Annotated in this window: 23 protein-coding genes and 7 tRNA genes; 17 read left to right on the forward strand and 13 right to left on the reverse strand. The window is 70.5% G+C overall.

Translation table 11 applies throughout. The annotated features are described in order from the left end of the window. The first annotated feature begins 166 nt into the window (after positions 1-166). The 3 genes from ACFYXH_RS34535 (at position 167) to ACFYXH_RS34545 (ending at position 1922) form a co-directional block, all read left to right on the forward strand. Positions 167-373 (forward strand): hypothetical protein, encoded by a 207-nt coding sequence (locus tag ACFYXH_RS34535; RefSeq protein ID WP_327322338.1) that lies wholly within the window; start codon positions 167-169, stop codon positions 371-373. 233 nt (positions 374-606) lie between these two features. Then, the gene (locus tag ACFYXH_RS34540; protein WP_389571624.1) at positions 607-1572 is read left to right on the forward strand and encodes a phosphotransferase family protein; all 966 of its coding nucleotides are present in this window, start codon (positions 607-609) and stop codon (positions 1570-1572) included. A 68-nt stretch (positions 1573-1640) separates the two neighbouring features. Then, positions 1641-1922, forward strand: coding sequence for a zf-TFIIB domain-containing protein (locus ACFYXH_RS34545; protein WP_362679323.1), 282 nt, complete (start codon positions 1641-1643; stop codon positions 1920-1922). A 164-nt stretch (positions 1923-2086) separates the two neighbouring features. Here ACFYXH_RS34545 and ACFYXH_RS34550 read toward each other — a convergent pair. The 5 genes from ACFYXH_RS34550 to ACFYXH_RS34570 form a co-directional block, all read right to left on the reverse strand. After that, positions 2087-2161: transfer RNA gene (locus ACFYXH_RS34550), tRNA-Val, on the reverse strand. Positions 2162-2185: 24 nt separating this feature from the next. Next, a tRNA-Val gene (locus ACFYXH_RS34555) sits at positions 2186-2257 on the reverse strand. A 21-nt stretch (positions 2258-2278) separates the two neighbouring features. Continuing rightward, positions 2279-2350 (reverse strand) — tRNA-Val (locus ACFYXH_RS34560). Position 2351: 1 nt separating this feature from the next. Next, positions 2352-2425: transfer RNA gene (locus tag ACFYXH_RS34565), tRNA-Cys, on the reverse strand. 33 nt (positions 2426-2458) lie between these two features. Next, positions 2459-2531: transfer RNA gene (locus ACFYXH_RS34570), tRNA-Gly, on the reverse strand. 146 nt (positions 2532-2677) lie between these two features. Between ACFYXH_RS34570 and ACFYXH_RS34575 the strand changes: the two genes are divergently transcribed. The 3 genes from ACFYXH_RS34575 to ACFYXH_RS34585 are packed head-to-tail and all read left to right on the forward strand — an operon-like array spanning position 2678 to position 5446. Beyond that, a complete protein-coding gene (locus ACFYXH_RS34575; protein WP_389571628.1) occupies positions 2678-3736 on the forward strand; it encodes a chorismate-binding protein in 1059 nt (352 codons plus the stop codon). Continuing rightward, the gene (locus ACFYXH_RS34580; protein WP_389571630.1) at positions 3733-4563 is read left to right on the forward strand and encodes an aminotransferase class IV; all 831 of its coding nucleotides are present in this window, start codon (positions 3733-3735) and stop codon (positions 4561-4563) included. The genes ACFYXH_RS34575 and ACFYXH_RS34580 overlap by 4 nt, the downstream gene beginning before the upstream one ends. A gap of 43 nt (positions 4564-4606) precedes the next feature. Continuing rightward, positions 4607-5446: a GNAT family N-acetyltransferase gene (locus tag ACFYXH_RS34585; RefSeq protein WP_389571632.1), complete on the forward strand. Its 840-nt coding sequence runs from the start codon at positions 4607-4609 to the stop codon at positions 5444-5446. Here ACFYXH_RS34585 and ACFYXH_RS34590 read toward each other — a convergent pair. Continuing rightward, positions 5443-5967 (reverse strand): DsbA family protein, encoded by a 525-nt coding sequence (locus ACFYXH_RS34590; RefSeq protein ID WP_389571635.1) that lies wholly within the window; start codon positions 5965-5967, stop codon positions 5443-5445. The genes ACFYXH_RS34585 and ACFYXH_RS34590 overlap by 4 nt on opposite strands. Before the next feature lie 168 nt (positions 5968-6135). On the opposite strand from ACFYXH_RS34590, the gene ACFYXH_RS34595 reads away from it, so the two are divergent. After that, the gene (locus ACFYXH_RS34595) at positions 6136-6582 is read left to right on the forward strand and encodes a hypothetical protein (RefSeq protein ID WP_389571637.1); all 447 of its coding nucleotides are present in this window, start codon (positions 6136-6138) and stop codon (positions 6580-6582) included. Between the two features lie 102 nt (positions 6583-6684). Further along, positions 6685-6837, forward strand: coding sequence for a hypothetical protein (locus ACFYXH_RS34600; protein WP_186357054.1), 153 nt, complete (start codon positions 6685-6687; stop codon positions 6835-6837). A gap of 3 nt (positions 6838-6840) precedes the next feature. Here the strand turns inward: ACFYXH_RS34600 and ACFYXH_RS34605 are convergent, their stop codons facing one another. Further along, positions 6841-7398 (reverse strand): CGNR zinc finger domain-containing protein, encoded by a 558-nt coding sequence (locus ACFYXH_RS34605; protein ID WP_389571639.1) that lies wholly within the window; start codon positions 7396-7398, stop codon positions 6841-6843. A 191-nt stretch (positions 7399-7589) separates the two neighbouring features. Further along, positions 7590-8003: an SsgA family sporulation/cell division regulator gene (locus tag ACFYXH_RS34610; RefSeq protein WP_003959770.1), complete on the reverse strand. Its 414-nt coding sequence runs from the start codon at positions 8001-8003 to the stop codon at positions 7590-7592. 190 nt (positions 8004-8193) lie between these two features. On the opposite strand from ACFYXH_RS34610, the gene ACFYXH_RS34615 reads away from it, so the two are divergent. Further along, entirely contained in the window at positions 8194-8658 is a 465-nt protein-coding gene (locus ACFYXH_RS34615) for a TIGR02611 family protein (protein ID WP_389571641.1), read from the forward strand. A 54-nt stretch (positions 8659-8712) separates the two neighbouring features. Next, positions 8713-8784, forward strand: a tRNA-Val gene (locus ACFYXH_RS34620). 68 nt (positions 8785-8852) lie between these two features. Here ACFYXH_RS34620 and ACFYXH_RS34625 read toward each other — a convergent pair. Further along, positions 8853-11684: an SCO7613 C-terminal domain-containing membrane protein gene (locus tag ACFYXH_RS34625; protein ID WP_389571644.1), complete on the reverse strand. Its 2832-nt coding sequence runs from the start codon at positions 11682-11684 to the stop codon at positions 8853-8855. Between the two features lie 92 nt (positions 11685-11776). Here ACFYXH_RS34625 and ACFYXH_RS34630 point away from each other — a divergent pair, with 92 nt between their 5' ends. Further along, the gene (locus tag ACFYXH_RS34630) at positions 11777-12223 is read left to right on the forward strand and encodes an SRPBCC family protein (RefSeq protein WP_389571647.1); all 447 of its coding nucleotides are present in this window, start codon (positions 11777-11779) and stop codon (positions 12221-12223) included. A gap of 39 nt (positions 12224-12262) precedes the next feature. Further along, positions 12263-12334: transfer RNA gene (locus tag ACFYXH_RS34635), tRNA-Val, on the forward strand. 145 nt (positions 12335-12479) lie between these two features. Here the strand turns inward: ACFYXH_RS34635 and ACFYXH_RS34640 are convergent. Beyond that, entirely contained in the window at positions 12480-12791 is a 312-nt protein-coding gene (locus ACFYXH_RS34640) for a transposase (protein WP_389571650.1), read from the reverse strand. Positions 12792-12884: 93 nt separating this feature from the next. Here ACFYXH_RS34640 and ACFYXH_RS34645 point away from each other — a divergent pair, with 93 nt between their 5' ends. After that, positions 12885-14555, forward strand: a complete 1671-nt coding sequence (locus ACFYXH_RS34645) for a carbohydrate binding domain-containing protein (protein WP_389571652.1) — start codon at positions 12885-12887, stop codon at positions 14553-14555. Positions 14556-14626: 71 nt separating this feature from the next. Here ACFYXH_RS34645 and ACFYXH_RS34650 read toward each other — a convergent pair whose 3' ends face one another. Then, complete coding sequence (locus ACFYXH_RS34650) at positions 14627-15352, reverse strand: 3'-5' exonuclease (RefSeq protein ID WP_327322326.1); 726 nt, start codon at positions 15350-15352, stop codon at positions 14627-14629. 172 nt (positions 15353-15524) lie between these two features. On the opposite strand from ACFYXH_RS34650, the gene ACFYXH_RS34655 reads away from it, so the two are divergent. From ACFYXH_RS34655 to ACFYXH_RS34670, 4 genes are all read left to right on the forward strand, one after another. Then, positions 15525-16091 carry a DUF4365 domain-containing protein gene (locus ACFYXH_RS34655; RefSeq protein ID WP_389571655.1) on the forward strand — a complete coding sequence of 189 codons (567 nt, stop codon included), beginning with the start codon at positions 15525-15527 and terminating at the stop codon, positions 16089-16091. After that, positions 16091-17299: a hypothetical protein gene (locus ACFYXH_RS34660; protein ID WP_389571657.1), complete on the forward strand. Its 1209-nt coding sequence runs from the start codon at positions 16091-16093 to the stop codon at positions 17297-17299. Before ACFYXH_RS34655 ends, ACFYXH_RS34660 begins: the two co-directional genes overlap by 1 nt. Before the next feature lie 274 nt (positions 17300-17573). After that, a complete protein-coding gene (thrS, locus tag ACFYXH_RS34665) occupies positions 17574-19550 on the forward strand; it encodes a threonine--tRNA ligase (protein ID WP_389571659.1) in 1977 nt (658 codons plus the stop codon). A 103-nt stretch (positions 19551-19653) separates the two neighbouring features. Further along, on the forward strand, positions 19654-20211 hold the full coding sequence (locus ACFYXH_RS34670) for an HIT family protein (RefSeq protein WP_389571662.1): 558 nt from the start codon (positions 19654-19656) through the stop codon (positions 20209-20211). 69 nt (positions 20212-20280) lie between these two features. Here ACFYXH_RS34670 and ACFYXH_RS34675 read toward each other — a convergent pair whose 3' ends face one another. Together ACFYXH_RS34675 and ACFYXH_RS34680 are read right to left on the reverse strand one after the other, a co-directional pair. Then, positions 20281-21936, reverse strand: coding sequence for a hypothetical protein (locus tag ACFYXH_RS34675; RefSeq protein WP_389571666.1), 1656 nt, complete (start codon positions 21934-21936; stop codon positions 20281-20283). Between the two features lie 166 nt (positions 21937-22102). Next, on the reverse strand, positions 22103-24310 hold the full coding sequence (locus ACFYXH_RS34680; protein ID WP_389571669.1) for an elongation factor G-like protein EF-G2: 2208 nt from the start codon (positions 24308-24310) through the stop codon (positions 22103-22105). Positions 24311-24492 lie beyond the last annotated feature (182 nt).

A 24492-nucleotide genomic window follows, 5' to 3' on the forward strand; every position in this document is an offset into this window, starting at 1 on the left:
GTACGTCGCCGGGTGGTGGCTCATCCTCCGGGAGGCCCGTCAATCGGTACGCGGGCATGACGCCCGGGCCTTGTCGCTTCCCTAATGTTGAAGTCAAGCGGCGGGTGCAGCACTCGTCCCCCGAGGTCAGACACCCGCCGCTGCCACATACGACAGGAGAGGGACCATGGCGGACACGGCTTCGCGGACGATGATCCGCATGCAGGGACGCAAGGCTTTCGCCGCGTTCGGCGGCCGCCCGTCCGGTACGCGCCACCCGCTGGTGGCGACGGCCATGGTTCTTCCTCTGGCGGCACTGCTGGTGGTCGTCTTCGGCGGCTGGGATGCGGTGGTCACACAAGCGTCGTCCGTGGGCGTGATGCTGGGGCGCTGAGCGGCGCCCCGGACCCGGAAGAGCGGTCCGGGTCGGGGACATCCGGCCAACAACCCCGTGGGGACGGGGGTGCGGCGGACGGCAGCGTTTGGCCGGTCAGCTGGGGAGCTGACCGGCCATCGCGCTGCCCGGGCTCAGCCAGGTGCCCCCTACCTCCACCGTTACGCACTTCAGCGACAGACACCCGGTTCCGCGTAGGCTCCCGCCAGACCGCACCACATCCGGGGGAGACCGTGACCGCATCCGTCGTACGCGCGCTCGCCGACGTCGCACGTGACGCCGCGCATCTGCCCGCGCCGCGGCAGGCGTGCCGGGCCTGCGGGCGGGACGAGTCCGTCCTCGCCGACCGGGCCGACGGCGCCGTCGTACGGCACGGGGACGCCGTCGCCAAGGCCCACGCGCCCGGCACCGAGCTGGACGGACACCGCGTCCGGCTCGCCGTCGCGGCCCACCCGCGCCTCGCCGGCATCCTGCTGCCCCCGCTCCCGCTCCACGTGCGGGACGTACGCGGCAGGCCCGTCACCGCCTGGCCCTACGGCGTCCCCGTCGATCCCGCGGACCCCGACGCCGCGCCCTGGGAGGACGCCGCGGTCCTCCTCGCCCGGCTGCACTCCATCGAGCCCGCCGTACTCCCCGCACCCCTCCCGCCCATGCGCGGCCCCGCCAAGGCCGCCCTGGCCCATGCGCGGATGCGGACGGCGGCCGCGCATCATCCGGCGGCCGTCACCGTCCAGCGTGCCTGGGACCGGCTCCCCGCCTGGGCCCGCAATGAGGCTCCCTCGCCCCGGACCGGCACCCTCTGCCACGGCGACCTCCATCTGGGCCAGCTCGTACGCCACCCCGCCCCGGCCGGCCCCTGGCTGCTGATCGACGTCGACGATCTGGGTCTGGGAGATCCGGCCTGGGACCTGGCCCGTCCCGCCGCCTGGTACGCGGCCGGACTGCTGCCCCCGGAGGTCTGGCAGCGATTCCTCGGCGCCTACACGGCGGCACACGGCCCGGCCGTCACCGGCGACGGCGACCCCTGGCCCCAACTCGACGTGCCGGCCCGCGCCCTGACCGTCCAGACCGCCGCCCTGGCCCTCGCGAAATCCGCAGCCGAGCACCGCGACCTGGACGAGGTCGAGCAGACCATGATCGACGCTTGTGCCCGAATTGCGGCTCTCCCGCCCGAGTTGGAGTTCGAGTCTCCGTCGTAGTCTGAACTCCTCATCACCGGGCATTCATCCCGGCGATGCCGACCGAACGGCGAGGAGCTGAGCAGACCATGCAGTGTCCCAAGTGCCATGCAGCGATGCACACGTACAACCGCAATGGCGTCCAGATCGAGCAGTGCAGCGGCTGCCGGGGGATATTCCTGGACTACGGCGAGCTGGAGTCCCTGACCCGCCTCGAGTCGCAGTGGACGCAGCAGGCCCCGCCCCCGCCGCCGGCCCCGCAGGCCTACCCGGCCGCACCCGCCCCCGCCTGGGGCGCGCCGCACCACGGCGGACACCATGGCGGGCACTACCGCCAGAAGAGCTTCGGCCGGATGCTCTTCTCCTCCTGAGCGGCTCCTGAACCTGCTGCGGGCCCGGAGTCCGGATCGCCGGGCCCGCATGATCACGGAAGGCCACTCGGCTCTTCACCGGTGGGAAGCCCGTCGTCACGGGGTGAGGGGCCCGCAGCGCAACGACAGAACCCCCGGCCGTCGAGACGGCCGGGGGTTCTGGCTGGTGCGCGATACTGGGATTGAACCAGTGACCTCTTCCGTGTCAGGGAAGCGCTCTCCCGCTGAGCTAATCGCGCGGGACGATCTTGCGTGGTACTGCGTGCGCGATACTGGGATTGAACCAGTGACCTCTTCCGTGTCAGGGAAGCGCTCTCCCGCTGAGCTAATCGCGCGAAGAATCCATACGGATCCAGTGGACGATACTGGGATTGAACCAGTGACCTCTTCCGTGTCAGGGAAGCGCTCTCCCGCTGAGCTAATCGTCCTTGGAGGTGGAGACGGGATTTGAACCCGTGTAGACGGCTTTGCAGGCCGTTGCCTCGCCTCTCGGCCACTCCACCCGGAGTGCAGGGGTTCGGGAAGATCCCCCTTCGAGCGGACGACGAGATTCGAACTCGCGACCCTCACCTTGGCAAGGTGATGCTCTACCAACTGAGCCACGTCCGCTTGTCGGTATCCGGTTCACCTGCGTGTCCCGGCGACGTGTTGAACTCTAGCGGATTCCCGGGCCAGCACAAAAACGCGTTTCCGCAGCGTGCTGAGGTGTGTTCACGCCGCAGCAGGTCATTGGTGTCCGCCCTAGACTCACAGACGTGCACGACCTTGCTCCTTTGGCCCGCTTCGGCTCCCTCGTCGCTTCAGACCTGCGGGATGTCACCAGCGACCCCGAAGCCCTCGACTCGGCCGGCTTCTGGGCCGTTGCCGCGGACTTCGAGGGCCGTCTGACCTGCGCCCGCTTCGGCGATGTGCGTACGGAGCCGGTGCCCGAGCCCGTGCCGGGGCAGTGGCGCGGCCCGGCCGCCGGCGACTGGACGTCCTCGCTGGACCGCGTCGCGTACGCCGCGGGCGTACGCCGCATCCGCGAGCACATCGCGGCCGGCGAGGTCTACCAGGCGAACCTCTGTCGCGTCCTGTCCGCGCCGCTGCCCGACCCGGCCGCCGCCGACGTCGACGCCCTCACCGCACTCCTGGCACGCGGCAACCCCGCCCCGTACGCAGGAACGATCCGGCTGCCCGAGCACGGCGTGGAGATCGCCACCGCCTCGCCCGAGCTGTATCTGCGGCGCGACGGGCGCACCGTCGAGTCCGGGCCGATCAAGGGCACCGGCCGCACCGCCGCGGACCTGCTGGAGAAGGACCACGCGGAGAACGTGATGATCGTGGACCTGGTCCGCAACGACCTGGGGCGGGTCTGTGCCACGGGCACCGTGACCGTCCCTGCACTGTGTGCGGTCGAGCCGCACCCCGGGCTCGTCCATCTCGTCTCCACCGTGCGCGGGGAGCTGACCCCCAAGGCGGGCTGGCAGGAGCTGCTGACGGCAACCTTCCCGCCGGGCTCGGTGACCGGGGCGCCCAAGTCCAGTGCGCTGAAGATCATCGAGGCGCTGGAGACAGCGCCCCGTGGCCCGTACTGTGGAGGTATCGGCTGGGTCGACGCCGACCGCGGAACGGGCGAGCTCGCCGTCGGCATACGTACCTTCTGGATCGACCGTCACGACCTCGCGGGACCGGTCCTCCGCTTCGGCACCGGTGCCGGTATCACCTGGGGATCCGACCCCGAGCGCGAGTGGGAGGAGACCGAGCTGAAGGCCTCCCGGCTGCTCAAGGTAGCGTCCGGGGTGTACGAGGCAAGCGGAAGGACAGCTCGATGAAGCTTTGGGTCAACGGCGGACTCACGGATGCCGAGGACGCCCGGGTGTCCGTTTTCGACCACGGGCTGACCGTCGGTGACGGCATATTCGAGACCGTCAAGACTGTCCACGGGCAGCCCTTCGCGCTCACCCTCCACCTCGAGCGGATGACCCGCTCGGCCAGCGGCCTCGGCCTGCCGGAGCCGGACCACGACGAGGTGCGCCGGGCTTGCTCCGCCGTGCTGGAAGCCAATCCGATGGAGCTCGGCCGGCTGCGCATCACCTACACCGGCGGAGTCTCGCCCCTCGGCTCCGACCGGGGCACGGCAGGACCGACCCTGGTCGTCGCGCTCGGCGAGACCAAGCGCCGCCCCGACACCACCGCGGTGATCACCGTCCCCTGGACCCGCAATGAGCGCGGGGCTCTGACCGGCCTGAAGACGACGTCGTACGGGGAGAATGTCGTCGCCCTCGCCAGGGCGAGCGAGCAGGGCGCGTCCGAGGCGCTCTTCGCCAACACCGTCGGACAACTCTGCGAGGGCACCGGCTCCAATGTCTTCGTCGTGGTCGACGGCGAGCTGCTCACCCCGCGCGTCTCCTCCGGCTGCCTCGCGGGCATCACCCGCGCACTGACCGTCGAGTGGGCGGGAGCCAAGGAGACCGACCTGCCCTTCGACGTACTGGACCGGGCCGAGGAGATCTTCCTGACCTCCACTCTCCGCGACGTCCAGGCGGTCCACGGAATCGACGGACGCCGGATCGCGGAAGCGCCGGGACCGGTGACCGCCAAGGCCATGCGGATCTTCGAGGAGCGCTCGGCCGCCGACCCGGATCCGAAGGCTCCGTAAAACCTCGTGACGGGTGGCCTCACAGGCGGGTAGAACACCCCTGATGACCACCACCCTGCGGCCGACCGGGCCGATTCAGCACGAGGCCGACGGCGCGAAGTCACGCGCGTACGAGGTCTGCGTGAACGGCCGTCCCGTCGGCAGGACCGAGATCGCCACCTTCCCGGCGCTCAGCTCCAAGGCCGGCTCCATACGCTCGCTGCGGATCGACGAGGCGGACCGGCGGCGCGGACGCGGGACCGTCGCCGCCCTCGCCGCCGAAGAGGTGCTGCGGGGCTGGGGGTGCACCCAGGTACTGACATCCGTACCGCCCGACGCCACCGCCGCGCGGCGGCTGACGAGCGCACTCGGCTACACCGAACGCAGCCGCAGTATGCGCAAGGTGCTTCCCGCGGAGCCGCCCGCTCTGCCCGCGCACGTCGAAGGCCGTCCGATGAGCGAGGCGGAGTTCGCGGAGTGGCGGACTCAGGCCGTCGAGAGCTACGCACAGAGCTGGATCGACCGCGGCCTGCCGGCCGAGGAGGCGCGTGCCAAGTCCGAGGCCGACCACCGCAAGAGCCTGCCCGACGGCCTCGCCACCCCGGGGACCTCGCTCAGTCTCCTGGTCCATGACGGCGTGATCGTGGGCCACCTCTTCGTCGGGCGGCGCGAGGCGCGCTTCGGCGAGCAGGCGTCGTTCGTGTACGACGTCCAAGTCGTCGACGGACATCGGGGACAGGGCCACGGGCGCTCCCTGATGCTGCTCGCCGAGCGCGTCTCGCTCGCCGCAGGGATGCGCCTGCTCGCACTGCATGTCTTCGCCGGCAACACCCCGGCGATCAGCCTCTACGAGTCGCTCGGCTACGAAACGACCGCCGTCAACCTCTTCAAGCCGCTGCTCTAGGAGTTGGACCCGGAGCCGGTGAGCAGCCGGTCGGTGATCTCCTCGATGCGTGCCCGCAGCCCCTCCTGGCTCTTGCCGCCGTCGAGACGCTCGCCGTCGATGACATACGTCGGAGTGCCCGTCACACCGATCGCCTTGCCCTCGGCCTGGTCGGCGTCGACGGCCAGGATGTGCCGGCCGTCGATCAGCGCCGTGTCGAACTCATCGGCGTCCAGGCCCAGTTCGCGCGCCACCTCCAGTAGGAAGGGCTCGCCCTTCGCCGCGAGCTGGTCGGTGCGCTCCAGCACCGCCTCCACATACGGCCAGGTCGTACCCTGCTCGGCCGCCTCCTCCGCGGCCTGGGCGGCGGCGAAGGCGTGCTTGTGCTTCTCGAGCGGGAAGTGGCGCAGCCGCAGCTCGAGCCGGTCGCCGTAGCGCTCGCGCAGGGCCCGCAGGTCCACCAGGGCGCTGCGGCAGTCGGGGCACTGGAGCTCGCACCAGACGTCAAGCACGACGGGGCGGGTGGTGGTGGAATCGCTCATGGGGCCAGTCTCCCAGCCCGTTCGTCGCTGCCCCAACCGGGACCTGGGGAGGAGGGCGTCCCGGAGATCTCCCTGAGCTCGTTTCCCGGCCGTGGCCCGGACACCACCCGACGGTGCACGATGGGAAGGGACGTACCCGCACATGCCCGCCGAAGCCTGGAGGACCGGATGCTTGCCGAGACCATTTGTTCCGCGGTGTCCGCGGCGGGCCTGGGCATCGCCGCCGTTACGGCGTACCGCAAGCGTTTCCTCGCGGCGACCCGGATAGCTGCCTACTCCCTGATCCCCGTGGGTCTGGTGCTGACCGGCGCGGTCGCATGGGCCGTCGACACCGCCTTCAGCCCATCGGCGTGGCTCGGCTTCGGTCTGCTCGGCGGCGCCTGGCTGCTCTTCATGACCACCCGGGCCGTCGAGCGGCGCGGCGGCGGGACCCGCAAGGAACGCAAGGCCGCTGCCAGGGCGGCACGGCAGGAAGCTGTTGCCCCCGCGGCGTCCGCGCCCACGCTCGGGACGGGCAGCCGTCCGGTGGCCCAGCCCAAGGCGAAGCCGAAGGCCGCCGGTTCCGGCGAGGACTTCAGCGATATCGAGGCGATCCTGAAGAAGCACGGCATCTGACGTATCCGGCCATGGCCGGAAATGCGGATCTGATGAACTCCCGCAGTCGCGGGGCGTGTTGGTCGATCATGGCAGCCCGCTCTGCGCCATCATCACCCCGAGATGCTCGATACCTCCCGGGGCGAGGCCCCCGCACCGACCGAAGAGCCGCGTGGCTGCCTCTTCGCACTCTCCCAGCCGCCCCTGATGATCTTCCTCGCGGTGATCGGCTTCCTGCTGCTCATGGCCGCGGTACACGATCTGTTTCTGCTGTGAGGCTCAGCCGGCCGCTTCCTTGCGGCGCGCGCGGTACGCGGCGACATGCAGGCGGTTGCCGCAGGTGCGGCTGTCGCAGTAGCGACGCGAGCGATTGCGGGAAAGATCGACGAAGGCGCGCCCGCAGTCGGGCGCCTCGCAGCGCCTCAGCCGCTCCTGCTCGCCCGCCACGACGATGAAGGCCAGCGCCATCCCGCAGTCCGCCGCGAGATGGTCGGCGACCGAGGCGCCCGGCGCGAAGTAGTGGACATGCCAGTCGTAGCCGTCGTGGTCGGTGAGCTGTGGGGTGGTCCCCGCGGCCGCCACCAGCTCATTGACCAGTTCTGCTGCGCTACGACTGTCGGGCGCCGCGAAGATCCCCGCGAACTGCGCCCGTACCCCCCGTACGGCCTTCAGGTCCCGCTGGCCGAGATCGCCCACGTCGCTGACGCTGTGGTTCCGCACGAAGTCGTACAGCGCCGCGACATCCGCGAGCCCGTCGTCCTGCTCGCCGTCCGATGCGGTGTTCACCAGATCGACGACGGTGTCGAGGGCGATCCGGGTGTCGTGGGGGATCAGCACGATTCGCTCCCTGAGGTGCTGCGGGCCGGTGCCCGCCGAATTGCGCTGACTCTAGCGGTTGGCGCGGAGAGCGCACCGGCGCCGTCACCGCGTGGGAATCCGCGATGACGGCGCCGGTGTCCGCCGTATGTGGCTGTCCGCGCGGCGCCGTCTCCCCGAGTAGGACGGCGCCGTGCAGCTCTCGGCCTGGCTCAGCTTTCGGCCAGGATGTGCGAGAGCTCCGTGTCGAGATCGAAGTGACGATGCTCGGTGCCCGGTGGCACCGCGGCGTCGGTCCGCTTCAGGAACGACTCCAGGGCCCGCGCCGGGGCCTCGAGCAGGGCTTCGCCCTCCGGGGAGCTCAACGCGATGCAGACGACGCCCTGGCCATGGCTGCGGGACGGCCAGACTCTGACGTCACCCGTGCCGGTGGGCCGGTGCAGGCCCTCGGCGAGAAGATCGCGGGCGAACACCCATTCGACCGTCTCTTCGGCTCCGGTGTGGAAGGTGGCGTGCACGGCATAGGGATCGGCCGTGTCATACCGCAGGCCCGCGGGTACAGGCAGTGAAGACTCGCTCGATACAACGAGGCGCAGGTGCAGCTCGCAGCTGACCGTGGTGTTCATAAGCGCCAGGGCCTTTCGCTCAGTGTGCGCTCGGGGATTCGCACGTCGGCGAAATCGACATGCCACCTACGGTGCCGTTGTAAACCCCTCTGACCGTTTTGTGATCCCTCATGCCGTTCCTGCAGCGGTGCGTCACTTTGTGTTATAGGGCCATTCCGGTGACGTGGCTCAATCCGGTAGGTTGGGCCCCATGAATGCGGAGAGTGACGAGCGGGAAGAGTCCGTCGCAGCGACGGGTCCGACCGCCGCGACGGGGGACGTGACGGAGAAGGTGGATGCTGGGCCGGTCCTCGGTTCGAAGGCGCCCCACTTCATCAAGAGGTCGAGGACGCTGCACCTGAGCTGGCAGGTCGGTGTCTTCGTGATCGGCCTCGCGGTGGTCGGCGCGGGCATCGTGATGCTGCCGCTGCCGGGCCCCGGCTGGCTGGTGATCTTCGGCGGTATGGCGATCTGGGCGACCGAGTTCGTCTGGGCTCAGCTCGTGCTGCGCTGGACCAAGCGCAAGGTCACCGAGGCGGCTCAGCGGGCGCTCGATCCGAGGGTGCGCCGACGGAACATCATCCTCACCACGATCGGTCTCGTGATCATCGCCGTACTGGTCGGAATCTACGTCTGGAAGTTCGGGATCGTCATGCCGTGGAAGATCGAGGAGTGACCCCAAACTGGTCAGGGGGACTCGCTGACATGGGGTAATGTTTGCGGAGTGCCCGGGCGATTAGCTCAGTGGGAGAGCGCTTCGTTCACACCGAAGAGGTCACTGGTTCGAACCCAGTATCGCCCACCCGGACCGAAGGCCCCGGAGACTTGAAGTCTCCGGGGCCTTCGGCGTTTCTCCGTGTCCGCCGCCGCTCAGCGCATCCGGCCGAGGGTGTCGCGGAGCTTGCGCGCGTCCCGCAACCGCTGCTCATAGGTCGCGCCCACCGCGAGGAGCAGCAGACCGGCGAGCGCGGGTGGCAGCCAGCGGGGGAGCGCGCCGACGACCTGGACGACGTACGGCGCGAGCTCGTGCAGGGCGTCCAGCGCGAGCACCGTGCCTCCGAGCACCAGCAGCGACTGCAGGCGCAGCCGGGCACCGGCGAGCGTCAGGGCCAGGGCCGCGAGGCCCAGCAGCAGCGGACGCAGCCAGTGCCCGTCGCCCCAGGCCGCGAAGAGGCTCGGCGCCAGCGTCGCGGCGAGACCGGGACCGTACGCCGTCCAGGACGACGCCTCCCGGTCGCGGCGGCGGCGCAGTACGCCGACGACGAGCGCGGAGACGGTCACGGGCAGGGTGTACGCCTCGGGGGACGCGACGTCCGAGGCGGCGAGCCTCGCCCAGGTGGCCAGCACGAACAGCACTGCCGCGAGATAGCCGGCGGCAGGCCGGCGCTCGGCACGTACCGCGGTGCCCGCGGCGATGACGCCGCAGAGCGCGAGCACCAGGGAGAGGGTCGGCCGGTGCTCCGTGGCGAGGACGACCGCGAGCAGTCCGGCCGCGGCGCCGGTGAGCTCCATGGGGAGGGCGACGGGGTGGCGGCCCAGCCGGGCGGCGAGGAGCGCCACGGCGGCGGGGACGACGAGGAGTGTCAACGAGGCCCGGTGGGGCGGGAGTTCGGCGGCAGCGGCGACGGCGCCCACGAAGGCGGTGGCGAAAGCGGTGGCGGCGCAGGCGAGTACCGCCTGCGTGGCGCGAGGTGCCCGGACCGCGGCCGCGGCCGCGAGAGCCGCCACCAGTGTGCCCAGCACCGCGAAGGTGGCGGGGCGGGTGGCCAGGGACAACAGGGCGACGCTCACAGCACCCGCGAGGCCGCAGACGAGGGCGACGACGGGGCCGGCCGGGGCGTGCCGGGCGATCCGGCCGGGGCGCACGGCGAGCACCAGCGCGGCCACGCTGAGGACCAGGTGGAGCGCCACGGTGGCCGGGTGGGCCAGATCCAGCGCGGGCGGCACGACGAACAGACCTGCCCACGCGAGCGCGAGAGCCGCGCCGACGACTGCGGCACGCCGGTCAGGCCGTGGGGCCGCAGGGGCGGCTCCCCACGCGCCGGAGGCCGGGGGCCGGCCGGGCCAGGAGGCTCCTGCGGGCGGGCCGGAGGGGTTCGGGGGCGCGCCCGGGTCGGTGGCTGCCGGCCCGGAGGAGGACGGGGTGGTGCCGGTTGTTCGGCCCGGATGGTCTTCCGTGGTGGGTGAGTCCCCCGGGCGCGGGGTGCTGCCGGCCTGGTCGGCGGGGTGCGTGGTGCCGGTCGCCCGGCCGGGACGGCCTTCCGTGGCGGGCGCGTTCGCCGGGCGCGGCGCGGTGCCCGTGGCGCCGGTGGCCTGAGCAGGAGTGCCCGCGGGGTGCGGGCCGGCGCCTGCCGGGCCGGACTGGTACGTCGTTCCCTTCGGGTCGCCGACTGCCGGCGCGGTGTACGCAGTTGTCGTCGACGGCAACCAGCGGGACGCCGTCGCGAGGACCGCTGCCACGACCAGCAGCACCACCGGTGCCGCGGTCAGGCCCGGCTCCGGAAGCCCGACGCCCAGCGCCCCGCGCGCATCCGTCGGGGTGCCCGACCAGATGTCGCCGAGGCCTGACAGCGGGCCCGCCAGAGTGAGCGCGACCAGTGGCAGCGTCGAGAGCGCCGCCAAGGCGTGCACCGCGCCGGCTGCACCCGTCAGGCCCGGTGCCAACCACTTCGGCCCGCCCGCCCGTACGACTCCCAACAGAGCGACCGCACACAGCAGATAGCCCAGTACCGACCACCCCTCCGGCACCGCCGCGCGCACCACGCCGCCGGCGGCCGCGATCACCGCGAGACCCGCCACAGCGGAGGCGGCAACCGCGGCCGAAGAGGCGCGCCAGGCCGCGAACACCGCCACGGCGGCCGCTGTGAGCAGCAGCGCGGCAGGCGCGGCCGCGTCGAGCGGCGCATCCGCCGATACCGACTGCCAGCCGCCGATCAGCAGCGCCCAGCCGCCCGTCGCCGCGGCACCGGTGGCGGCGATGGCTCGCAGACCGGCCGGCTTCGCCCACACCGCGACCGCGACATCGAGCGCCGCGGTCGTCAGCAGCGCCCACTCCATCGGCGGCGCGCCCGCAGTGGCGGTCAGCGCCCAGAGCGGAAGCGGGAGTTGCGCGGTCAGTACGGCGACCGGCAGCGGAATCCGCAGCCGGTCCAGCGACAGCCCGTACACCGTCCAGAGCGCGGCGAGCGAGGCCGATGCGAAGGCGGCATAGCCGAGGCCGTCGGTTCCGGCCAGCGCCACCTGGTGCAGCGCGTAGGCGTCGAGCACCATCAGCACCAGGCCGAGCGCGGCCACCGACTCGGCGGTCGAGGCGAGCCGCCTGGGCAGCAGCGCGACCGGCGCCGCGAGCGCCGCGACCGTCACCGCGCCGAGCACCGCCGAGCGCCCGCCGATACCCAAGTCACCCCAGCTGACCAGTGTGAATGCGATTGCGGCGATGGTCAGCAGAATGCCGCCGAGGGTGAGCAGCAGATTCTGCACACTCGGCGGGGAGGCGTCGGGCGGCGGTGCGAGGAAGGGCTGCGCGACGGAAGGCCGCGCGGCAGAGGGCCGCGTGGCCAGTACGGCAGGCGCGACGGGCGGCCGGAGCGCAGCGATGAGCCAGGCTCTGCGAGCCAGCAACTGGGCCCGGCGAGCGTCCAGTCGGACCAGCTCGCGCTCGAGGATCGCCAGTTCCTGGGCGGGTGGCGGAACGTTCTCCATGGTCTGGAGTGTGGCCCCCGCCACATGGCAGGGCATGGGTGCGGATACTCAGATCGCACGTGAGTACGCCCCGGCAGGCGCAGACTTGCACCATGAACTGGTGTCACTACCGCTTCCGCAGCGTCTGGGATCTGCCTGCCGGACCGGGCGCCGTGTACACGGTCCTCGAGCAGGTCGGTGAGTACCCCTTGTGGTGGCCGCAGGTCCGCGAGGTGACCCGGCTCGACGAGGACACCGGCACCGCGCGCTTCCGCTCCTTCCTCCCGTACGAACTGCTCGTCACCGCTCGCGCACAGCGGCGCGACCCGACCGCGGGGTTGCTCGAAGTGGGCATGGACGGGGACCTGGAGGGGTGGGCGCGGTGGACGCTGACGGAGCGCGGCGCAGATACCCGGGCCGTGTACGAGCAGGAGGTGGAGGTGCGCAAGCCGCTGATGAGGCGGCTGGCGTTGCCGTGCCGGCCGGTCTTCCTCGCCAACCACGCGGCGATGATGCGCGGCGGGCGGCGTGGGCTGGCCGCATACCTCGGCAGGGTTTGAAGGAAACCCGCAGGGGCCTGTATGGTTCAGTGCGTTCCCGGGCGATTAGCTCAGTGGGAGAGCGCTTCGTTCACACCGAAGAGGTCACTGGTTCGAACCCAGTATCGCCCACCGGGAGAGGCCGGTCCGTCAGTAGACGGACCGGCCTCGACGTTTTTCGGGCGCCGGTGTTCGCCGGTGTTACCGGGATCAATCGCAGTGCACCGGGCTTCGGCCAGGTGGTGCAGCGATTCTGAGAGGTGCTCCGACCCGTAGGTCACATCGGACGATTTCTCTGCTCGATGTACTGACGGACTGCCGGCAGCGGCGCTCCGCCGGCCGATCCGGCGAAGTAGGAGCCGGACCATAGGCGCTGTGCCCGCCAGTAGTGCCGGACCAGTTCGGGGTACTCCTGGCGGAGCCTGCGGGAGGAGACGCCCTTAAGGGAGTTGACCAGGTCAGCCTGTGGAGCGCTGGTAGGCCGCGGCCTGGCAGGGGCGGCCCGTGGTCGGCTTCCGCGGTGAGACCCCAGTTCCAACTCACGGGCGCGCGGCGGCAGTTGTTTCGCCGTACGTCTTGACGGGAGCACGGCATTTCGCTTCAATCCGCCTCGCAGGTCCAGACCAATCGTGGCGCCGCGTCAGGTCCGTCGACCCGCACCCGCCCCTCATTGGGAGGTCACGTGCGTATCCGAAATCGACTACTGGCCGGCCTCGGCGCGGCGCTGCTCGCCGCGGCAGCCTCGCTCGCCGTGCCCGGCACGGCCCAGGCAGCCAACCTGCTCTCCAATGCCGGCTTCGAAACCGGCTCCCTCTCCGGCTGGTCCTGCACCGGCGGACTCGGCTCGGTGGTGAGCAGCCCCGTACACAGTGGTACGAAGGCGCTGGCCGGTGCCGCGAGCAACAGCGACAACGCCAAGTGCACCCAGACCGTCCCGGTGCAGCCCAACACCGCCTACACGCTCTCCGGCTGGGTGCGCGGCAACTACGTGCACCTCGGTGTGGCCGGCGGCGCCTCCACCTGGACCCCGTCCGCGACCGGATACACCCAGCTCACCGTGTCCTTCACCACCGGTGCCTCGCAGACCAGCGCGGAGATCTACCTCAACGGCTGGTACGCACAGGGCACTTACTACGCCGACGACATCAGCCTCGACGGCCCCGGCGGCGGAGGCGGCGGCGACACCCAGGCACCCACGACGCCCACGAATCTGCGCTCCACCGCCAAGACGTCCTCCAGTGTCTCGCTGGCCTGGAACGCGTCGTCCGACAATGTCGGAGTCACGGGTTACGACGTCTACCAGGGCCCGACGAGGGCTTCCACGGTGACCGGCACCAGTGCCACGGTCAGCGGTCTGGCTGCGAGCACCTCGTACAGCTTCACGGTCCGCGCCCGTGACGCGGCCGGTAACCTCTCGGCGGCCTCGACCGCCGTCGGCGTGACGACCGACGCCGGCAGTGGCGGCGGTGGCGGCTTCAAACAGGCAGCCCCGTACCTCTACCTGGGCTGGGGTGATCCGCCGAGCGCCACCTCCGTGATGACCGCCACCGGCATCAAAAGGTTCACCATGGCGTTCATCCTCTCCTCCGGCGGCTGCAACCCTGCCTGGGACGGCACGCGTCCGCTCGCCGGCGGCGCCGACCAGTCCACCATCAACGCGATCCGTGGCGCGGGTGGTGACATCGTCCCGTCCATCGGCGGCTGGTCGGGCAACAAGCTCGGCCCGAACTGCTCCACCCCTGAGGCGCTGGCCGGCGCCTATCAGAAGGTGATCAGCGCATACGGACTGAAGGCGATCGACGTCGACATCGAGAACAGCGACGAGTTCGAGAACGAGGTCGTACAGGACCGGATTCTGGGTGCCCTGAAGATCGTCAAGCAGAACAACCCCGGCCTGAGGACGATCCTCACCTTCGGTACGTCCACCACCGGGCCGACCTGGTGGGGCAGCCGCCTCATCGAGCGCGCCAACGCACTCCAGGCGGACATCGACGTCTTCACCATCATGCCGTTCGACTTCGGCGGCGGCGCCGACATGTACGGCAACACCGTCAACGCCACCGAAGGGCTGAAGACCAAGCTGATGAGCACCTTCGGCTGGTCGGACGCCACCGCCTACGCCCATATCGGCATCTCGGGCATGAACGGCCTCAGCGACCAGCAGGAGCAGACCAGCCCGGCGACCTGGACCCAGATCAAGGACTGGTCCAACTCCCACCACATCGCCCGCCTCGCGTTCTGGTCGGTCAACCGTGACCGGCCCTGCCCCGGCGGCGGTGTGGTCAGCAACTGCTCCGGCATCAGCCAGAGCAACTGGCAGTTCACCTCCCTCACCGCGAGATTCACCGGCTGACGGACGCCTGACCGACAGCCGCCGCCCGACGTACCTTCGGGTGGCGCCCCCGAGCGGGGCGCCACCCGGAGTCAGGCGGCGGCGGCGAGATCCGGGCGCAGCGGCCAGTGCGGGTCCACCGGCTCCGGAGCACCGCTGCGGGCGAACCACGCCTGCAGACCGCGCGCCTGCGCCGCGTGCCACACAGCCTGCAGCGTGTGCAGCTCCGACGGTGACAGCCGCTCCATCCGCGAGGCGAAACGTCGCCCCACCGCCCGTACGACGTCGAGCGCGGCCATCGCGTCCGCGGCCGCGTCATGGGCGTCGTCCAGCACCACCTCGTACTGCGTGCACAGATCGGTGAGGGTGCGGCGGCCCTTGCGGTAGCGGTCAAGATGCTTGTCGAGGACTCGCGGGTCCAGCACGCACAACGGCACGTTCTCCAGATAGCGGCCCAGCGACGCGGCGCGGTGGCGGCGCAGTTCCCGGTCGAGGATGGTCAGGTCGAACGGCGCGTTCATCACGACGAGCGGGCGGGCCGCGGCGCACTGCTCGGCCAGCGCCCTGGCTATCTCCTCCATCGCAGGTGCCGGCCAGCGGCCGTTGCGCTGCAGGTGGTCGTCGGTGAGCCCGTGCACCTCGGTGGCGCCCGGCGGCACGGGCACGCCCGGATTGACCAGCCAGCGCGTGACGCGCGGCCGGCCGCCCGCCATGTCCTGGACGACGACCGCAGCCGAAACGATGCGGTCCTCCTCGACGTCAACTCCAGTGGTTTCGGTGTCAAATGCGGCCAGGGGGCCGTCATACCAGTGCGTCATCGCTGAACTCCTCGCACATGCCCGGCAGATGGCGTGATCCCCCTGCCCGAATCGGTGATACCCGTGCTGTTTGCGCTGTACGCAGGGCGGTGACAACACATATGAGGGGTACGGAAATTGACGCCCCGTCGTGGGGACACTGATCGGTACAGCCCGGAAGGCACGAAGAGCCATGGCGCTCGCGCAGCCCGAACCGGGCGGGCTGCTGCCCGAGCGGATCGCACCGCTGCGCGGCGGACTCGCCACCACCGCCTGCATGGAGACTCTCCAGGTGGGCTATCTGCACGCGGTCGCCGCCGCGGCCGGCTGCTCGCTCTCGCAGCCGTTTCCGGACAACGGCATCGACTGGCACGTCAGTCACAGCTCCGCCGGACACACGGTCGATGACGAGGTGACCATCAAAGTGCAGCTCAAGTGCACGTACCAGATCCCCCCGCACCCACCCGGTGCGGCGTTCTCGTTCACGCTCGACAACGACCACCTGGTGAAACTGGCCCGCACCCCCGTCTCGGTGCACAAGATCCTTGTCGTGATGCTCGTCCCCCGGACCCAGGGCGAGTGGCTGCGCGCCAGTCACGACCGGCTCGATCTGCGGCACTGCTGCTACTGGACCAATCTGGCCGGCCACCCGGTGACGGGCAGGCGCAGGACCACCGTGCGGATCCCGACCTCACGGATCTTCGACGACCGGGCGCTCTGCGAGATCATGACGAAGGTCGGGGCGGGAGGGAGACCCTGATGCAGGAGTCGATACGGCCCCACCTGACGGGCGATGTGCCAGGACCTTGGTACGGGAGCGGGGAGCCGGACCCCGCCCAGGTCGACCCTGTCGTCCTCGGCGCGCTGCTCGACCGGCACGGCTGGCGGCGGCGCGGGGGAGCGGCGGGGCGCTATGCGCGCTGGACGCCGCCGGGGCCCGCCGCGGGCGGCACGAGTCTGCTCGTACCGGAGAGCAGGTCCTTCCCCGACTGCGAGGACCTGCTGGGCGAGGCGCTCACCGCGCTGGCCCGCAGTGCGGCACCCTCGGCCCGTGAGGTGCTCGTCGGGCTGACCGTGCCCAGCGACGAGATCCGGTGGTGGCGGGACGTGCCGCAGGGGCCGTCGGGCGCGGCGTCGTGGACCGCACAGGAGCAACTGCGGGCGGCCGCCCGGCAGATGCTGATGGCCGGTGCGCTCGCGGCCCGTGAACGCGCGGGCTACTACGGCGCGCGGCACCGGCGGCAGGCACAGGCCTCGCTGGAAGGGGTACTGGTGGGTCCCGCGCAGGGCGGGCGCACCCTCACCGCGTTCGTGCCGGTGGACGACGGCCGTGCGGTCACGGTCCGGCTCTATCACGCGCTGCACGCGGCCCGGGAGGCCGCCGACTACCAGCGGGCGACCGGAGGAATGGAAGCCTTCGACGCTGCCGTGCAGGCCGGCGTGAGCCGCGAGCTGACGGAGGCCGTGATCGCGCTGGTGCGCGGCTCGGAGGGCGCGCGGATCGCGCTGGAGTGGTCGCCGGCGGCGGGAGTGCCCCAGGGGTGCGCGGCGCGCAACGACCCCGTGGAGTTCTCGCCCGGCGACCTGCCCGCGCTGCGCGAGGCGGGCGCGCGCTATCTCCGGGACGAGCCGTCCGTTCCGGTACGGATCACGGGCACGGTGGTCCGGATGCGGCGCTCGGGACCGCGCGGCGCGGGCACGGTACGGCTGCGGGTGCTGGCCGGGGCCGAGGTACCGCACGTACGGGTGGCGCTCGACGAGGAGTCGTACCGGACGGCAGGCCATGCGCATCTGGTCGGACTGCCGATCCGGGTCGTGGGCCGGTTGGAGCGACGAGGCGGCTTCCGACGCCTGACGGACGCGTCGAACGTGGTCCCCGTCCAGGTGGACGAGTCCGAGCGGGACCGCCTGATGAAGTCGCTGTACGAGAATCTGGACTACTTCGAGGAGGCGTGTCAGGGGGAGTGAGGGTGCGGCGTGCGGCTCGCCTGCGGTGCCTTCCCTGGAACTGGGGCCCCGCCCCGGACCCCGCGCCTATATCGCCGGCGAGGCTGAAGATCCAGCCCGTCCGGCGGTTGAGGACACGGCCGGAGGGCGTACGGGAGTCTGGGGGCCTGCCCCCGGTCAAGGGAAGGGGCGGGCAGGGGAACAAACCGTTTCGCAAGGCACCCCGTCGGCTCGGTACGATTCGTATCGCGCACGCCATACGAATGCGGCGCACCCCTTCAGGCAGGAGAGACCGGTGTCAGACGTCCGTGTGATCATCCAACGCGATTCCGAGCGGGAAGAGCGCGTGGTGACGACGGGCACTACGGCGGCCGAGCTCTTCGCCGGCGAGCGCACCGTCGTCGCCGCGCGCATCGCCGGTGAGCTGAAGGACCTGGCATACGAGATCAAGGACGGCGAGGAGGTCGAGCCCGTCGAGATCTCCTCCGAGGACGGCCTCAACATCCTGCGCCACTCCACCGCGCACGTGCTGGCACAGGCTGTGCAGGAGCTCTTCCCCGAGGCCAAGCTCGGCATCGGTCCGCCGGTCAAGGACGGCTTCTACTACGACTTCGATGTCGAGAAGCCCTTCCACCCCGATGACCTCAAGGCCATCGAGAAGAAGATGCAGGAGATCCAGAAGCGCGGCCAGCGCTTCTCGCGGCGCGTCGTCACCGACGAGGCCGCCCGTGAGGAGCTCGCCGACGAGCCGTACAAGCTCGAGCTCATCGGGCTCAAGGGCTCCGCGTCCTCCGACGACGGCGCGGACGTCGAGGTCGGCGCGGGTGAGCTGACCATCTACGACAACCTCGACGCCAAGACGGGCGAGCTGTGCTGGAAGGACCTCTGCCGCGGTCCGCACCTGCCCACCACCCGCAACATCCCGGCGTTCAAGCTGATGCGCAACGCCGCCGCGTACTGGCGCGGCAGCGAGAAGAACCCGATGCTGCAGCGCATCTACGGCACCGCCTGGCCCTCCAAGGACGAGCTCAAGGCTCACCTGGAGTTCCTCGCCGAGGCCGAGAAGCGCGACCACCGCAAGCTCGGCAACGAGCTGGACCTGTTCTCCATCCCGGACCAGATCGGTTCCGGCCTCGCGGTCTTCCACCCCAAGGGCGGCGTCGTCCGCCGGGTCATGGAGGACTACTCCCGCAAGCGGCACGAGGAGGAGGGGTACGAGTTCGTCTACACCCCGCACGCCACCAAGGGGAAGCTCTTCGAGACCTCGGGCCACCTGGACTGGTACGCCGACGGCATGTACCCGCCCATGCAGCTCGACGAGGGCACGGACTACTACCTCAAGCCCATGAACTGCCCGATGCACAACCTGATCTTCGACGCCCGCGGCCGGTCCTACCGTGAACTGCCGCTGCGCCTCTTCGAGTTCGGGACCGTGTACCGGTACGAGAAGTCGGGCGTCGTGCACGGCCTGACCCGCGCCCGCGGGTTCACCCAGGACGACGCGCACATCTACTGCACCAAGGAGCAGATGGCGGACGAGCTCGACTCGACGCTGACCTTTGTGCTGAACCTGCTGCGCGACTACGGCCTCACCGACTTCTACCTGGAGCTGTCCACCAAGGACCCGGAGAAGTTCGTCGGCTCCGACGAGGTCTGGGAGGAGGCGACCGAGACACTGCGCAGGGTCGCCGAGAAGCAGGGCCTCCCGCTGGTCCCGGACCCGGGCGGCGCCGCGTTCTACGGGCCGAAGATCTCCGTCCAGGCGAAGGACGCCATTGGCCGCACCTGGCAGATGTCCACCGTCCAGCTGGACTTCAACCTGCCGGAGCGCTTCGACCTGGAGTACACCGGTCCCGACGGCACCAAGCAGCGCCCGGTCATGATCCACCGTGCGCTGTTCGGTTCGATCGAGCGCTTCTTCGCGGTGCTGCTCGAGCACTACGCGGGCGCGTTCCCGGCCTGGCTGGCGCCGGTGCAGGCACTCGGCATCCCGATCGGCGACGCGCACATCCCGTACCTCCAGGAGTTCGCCGCCAAGGCGAAGGCCAAGGGGCTGCGGGTCGAGGTGGACGCCGCCTCGGACCGTATGCAGAAGAAGATCCGCAACGCCCAGAAGCAGAAGGTGCCCTTCATGGTCATCGCGGGCGACGAGGACATGGCCGCCGGCGCGGTCTCCTTCCGCTACCGCGACGGCTCGCAGGAGAACGGCATCCCGGTCGACGAGGCCATCGCGAAGATCGCGAAGGTCGTCGAGGACCGCGTCCAGCTCTGACACGAGACAGACCGGGCGTACGAGGCCCGGCAAGGCGTACGGGACCCCCGCAGTGCGATCGGCACTGCGGGGGTCTCTGGCCTGCGCGGCCGGGCGAAGTCATATGCTGCACAACATGACGAGTGAGCCGGAACAGCAGATCGGAGTCGGGACGCAGGACGCGTTTCAGCGCCTGTGGACGCCGCACCGGATGGCGTACATCCAGGGCGAGAACAAGCCGACCGGGCCAGGCGCCGACGACGGTTGTCCCTTCTGCTCCATCCCGTCCAAGTCGGACGAGGACGGACTCGTCATCGCCCGCGGCTCGCGGGTCTACGCGGTGCTCAACCTCTACCCGTACAACGGCGGGCATCTGATGGTGGTGCCGTTCCGCCATGTCGCCGACTACACCGAGCTGGACGAGGCGGAGACCGCCGAGCTCGCGGTGTTCACCAAGCACGCGATGACCGCGCTGCGTACGGCGTCGGGGGCGCACGGCTTCAACATCGGGCTGAACCAGGGCGCAGTCGCCGGCGCCGGTATCGCCGCACATCTGCACCAGCACGTCGTTCCGCGCTGGGGCGGCGACACCAACTTCATGCCGGTCATCGGGCACACCAAGGTGCTGCCCCAGCTCCTCGGCGATACGCGCAAGATGCTGGCGGAGGCCTGGCCCGTCTGACCGACGCCTGCCTGGCCGGGCCCAGCGCCTGACCGGGCCAGGTGTCCACCGGGCCCGGTGCTTGTGCCGCTAGGCGTCGTACAGGTCGGCCTGGCGCGGCGACGGGTCCTGGACCAGGCCGCTCACGATCATGGAGCGGTTGCCGAAGCGCTCGGTGTCCACGCCGTTCTCCTCGAGCACCTTCATCGCCGCGGCGTGCGTGACGCGCAGTACGGGCGTGGCAGCGCGCATCGCGTCGTCCGCCATGAACCGGTGCCGCCAGGGCTTGTCCGCCCAGGCGTGGCGCAGCCCGAAGGGCTCGGGAAGGACCAGCTTGCCGCCGAGGAAGTCCAGCATCGGCGGGTACCAGGTGAAGGGCGCGCGCACCGCGAGGCGTACCACCTCGGGCGTTTCCACCAGCGGAAGCTGCCGGTCGGTCGTCTCCCAGAAGCGGACCGTCTTGGCGACCGTGACGGTCTTGGGCGCGGGCTTGGTGGTGAACAGGGAGTGCACCGGGCCGAGCGCGTGCCCGGTCACCTCGATGCGCAGTGTCTCGTGGAGCACGGTGACAGTGATCATCATGGTGATCACCAACTGACCGTCCCAGAGTGTGAACTGGATGCCCAGATAGTGCCGATTGCCGCCGCCGAACTGCTGGTGGTTGCAGATCCGCTGTATCTCGTGGCCCTTGACCTGGAAGGTCTCCACGTCCTGGCCCTCCGGCCGGGCCACCTCTGCGGCGTTCTCGCCGACCGGAGCCACGATCCAGTGCTTGACCGAGGGGGTGGGGAAGCCGCCGGAGTTCAGCGGACCCCGCTCCAGCATCTTCAGCCGATCGTGGATCGCGCGGATGACGTCCCAGCTGCGGAACTGGTTGATGTCCTTGCCCGGCTCCTTGGACACCAGCTCCTCGGCGAGCTGCCAGCTGCCCCAGCGTGTGCCCATGCCCAGTATTCCCTTGGGGCCCGCGTAGAAGACCGCGTTGGACTGCTGTTCGGCGGTGAGCTTCTCCAGCCCCTGGCGCAGCTGCTCGCGCGCGGTCTCGTTGGGGTGGCCCGGCACGGCCTCGGGCACCTTGGCCCCGATGCCGCCGCCCGCGAGCAGGGTCTCCCAGCGGGCGCGCATGTCCTTCGCCGTGGACTCGCAGATCCGCTTGGCCAGCAGCCAGCCGACGACCGGGGCGACGATCATGCCGCGGATGTAGTACCCCAGGAGTCCGCTGAAGGGCAGCCGCACCAGGAAGATCACGGCGAGAATGCCGAAGGCGGCGAGCAGCGCGGTGCCGAGCGCCCCGGCACGCTTGTTCTGCGCGCCCGCTATCGTCCGGCGGAGCTGGAAAACCGCCAGCCAGAGCAGCAGTCCGGGCAGGAAGAGCAGTCCGAAGACCGCCATCACACCGGTGAGCCTGATGTCCCGCTCCTTGCGGATACGGGTGGCGGCCAGACAGTGCTCGACCACCGCCTGCGGCTCGGTGCCGAAGGACTGGATCAACGCCTTTCGGGCACCGCCCAACATCCGGATCTGCACGGCCCGCGAGAACGCCTCGCCCAGATTCGGCTCGAAGAGCGAGAACTTGCCCTTCTTCACCTCGGACTTGTGCCACTCGCTGTTCGCCTTGAGGAGCTCCGCGACGGGACTGTCGCGGTACGCGGCCGAGGCGAGCGCATGTGTCGCCGCCGTCTGCCCGGCCGAGCCGAGGAGCGGGACCTGAGCCCCCGGAGTGAAATCGAAAACGTCGTTCGCCACTACCGCCCCCATCGCCGCAAGCATCCGCACTGCGGCCTGTTCCCAACTACCGTGCCCCGCACACCTTCTGAGCTGGGCACCACAGCGTATCCGGGGTGTGCCGCCTTCGTCAGAGGACACTGAAATGCCGCCCGCCGCAAGGGCGCACAACGGGCGGCACCATCAACTACGAGCCATTTTCCGCCTGTTGACGGAGCTTCTCGGCCAACTGCGGCGGCATCGCCTCATGACGCGCGTACGAGCGGCTGAACTGCCCGGTCCCATGCGAGATCGACCGCAGATCCACCGCGTACCGCCCGATCTCGATCTCCGGCACCTCGGCCCGCACGAGCGTCCGCGACCCGACGGCCTGCTCGGTGCCGACCACCCGGCCGCGCCGCCCCGACAGATCGCTCATCACCGGACCCACATACTCGTCCGAGACCAGCACCCGCACCTCGGCGACCGGCTCCAGCAGATGGATGGGCGTATCCGCGGCCGCCTCGCGCAGCGCCAGCGCGCCCGCCGTCTGGAAGGCGGCGTCGGAGGAGTCCACCGAATGCGCCTTGCCGTCCAGCAGCGTGATCCGTACGTCGACGAGCGGGTAACCGGCCGCCACGCCGCGCGCCGCCTGGGCACGTACGCCCTTCTCCACGGACGGGATGAACTGCCGCGGCACCGCGCCGCCCACGACCTTGTCGACGAACTCGATCCCGGACCCCGGCGGCAGCGGATCCACGTCGATCTCGCAGATCGCGTACTGGCCGTGCCCGCCGGACTGCTTCACATGCCGTCCTCGGCCCGCCGACTTCTCGCCGAAGGTCTCCCGCAGCGACACCTTGTGCGGCACCACGTCGACCTGGACGCCGTACCGGCTGCGCAGCCGCTCCAGCGCGACATCCGCATGCGCCTCGCCGAGGCACCACAGCACCACCTGGTGCGTGGCCTGGTTCTGCTCGAGCCGCATCGTCGGATCCTCGGCGACCAGCCGCGAAAGCCCCTGGGAGAGCTTGTCCTCGTCCGCCTTGCTGTGCGCCTGGATGGCCAGCGGCAGCAGCGGATCGGGCATCGTCCAGGGCTCCATCAGCAGCGGGTCGTCCTTCGAGGAGAGCGTGTCCCCGGTCTCCGCGCGGGAAAGCTTCGCCACACAGGCGAGGTCTCCGGCGATGACCTGGGGGAGCGGGCGCTGCTGCTTGCCGAAGGGCGCGGAGAGCGCGCCGACCCGTTCGTCGACGTCATGGTCCTCGTGGCCGCGGTCGGCGAGCCCGTGCCCCGACACATGCACCGTCTCGTCCGGACGCAGGGTGCCGGAGAAGACGCGTACGAGAGAGATCCGGCCGACATACGGGTCGGACGCGGTCTTGACCACCTCGGCCACCAGCGGCCCCTGCGGATCGCAGCTGATCTGCGGGCGCGCCGCGCCCTGCGGGGTGGTGACGGAGGGAGCCGCAGGCTCCAGCGGGGTCGGGAAACCGCCCGTGATCAGCTCCAGCAGCTCGACCGTACCGAGACCCTGCTTGGCGCCATCGAGCGCCGGGGCGGCCGCGAGCACCGGATGGAAAATGCCGCGCGCGACGGCCTTCTCCAGATCCTGGATCAGCGTGTCGAGGCCGATCTCCTCGCCGCCGAGATAGCGGTCCATGAGGGTCTCGTCCTCGCTCTCGGCGATGATTCCTTCGATCAGCCGGTTGCGGGCCTCCTCGAGCAGCGAGGTCTGTTCCGGATCGGGCGGGGTCTCCTTACGCTCGCCGGAGGAGTAGTCGAAGATCTTCTGGGAGAGCAGTCCGACCAGGCCGGTGACCGGGGCGTGGCCGTCGGGGGTCTGCGCCCCGTACTGCGGCAGATACAGCGGCAGCACGGCATCGGGGTCGTCCCCCCCGAAGATCCGCCCGCAGACGCGGGTCAGCTCCTCGAAATCGGTGCGCGCGGTCTCCAGGTGCGTGACGACGATCGCGCGCGGCATTCCGACCGCCGCGCACTCCTCCCACACCGACCGGGTCGCGCCCGCGATCGCATCGGCCTCCTGTGCCGCCGACACAACGAAAAGGGCCGCGTCCGCTGCTCGCAGACCGGCCCTCAGCTCCCCGACGAAGTCGGCATATCCGGGAGTGTCCAGCAGATTGATCTTGTACCCGCCCCATTCGACAGGGACGAGTGAGAGCTGTACGGAACGTTGCTGCCGGTGCTCGATCTCGTCGTAGTCGGAGACCGTGCCGCCGTCCTCGACGCGGCCCGCCCGGTTGACCGCGCCCGCGGTCAGCGCGAGGGCCTCGATCAACGTCGTCTTTCCCGATCCGCTGTGGCCGACCAGCACCACGTTCCGTACGGATGAGGGCTGGTCGGCCGTAGCCGCCCTGCCGGCGGCTCCGGGGTGTGCATTCGCCTTGTCGCCCATGATTCATGCCTCCCGATCGATTGCCCGGTGAGGAGAGGGGCCGCGGGTGCGGGGAGCCATGAGGGAGGTCCCGGAGACGTCCGGGGCAGCTCCGGCGATGCCCGCGGTGGTCTTTCGAGCTTTCCACTCACGTCACGGTGCGTCCATACGTCGTACGCGACCGCGGGAGGCGGGTGCCCGGC

Source organism: Streptomyces sp. NPDC002730 (assembly GCF_042888805.1).
Taxonomy (GTDB): Bacteria; Actinomycetota; Actinomycetes; order Streptomycetales; family Streptomycetaceae; genus Streptomyces.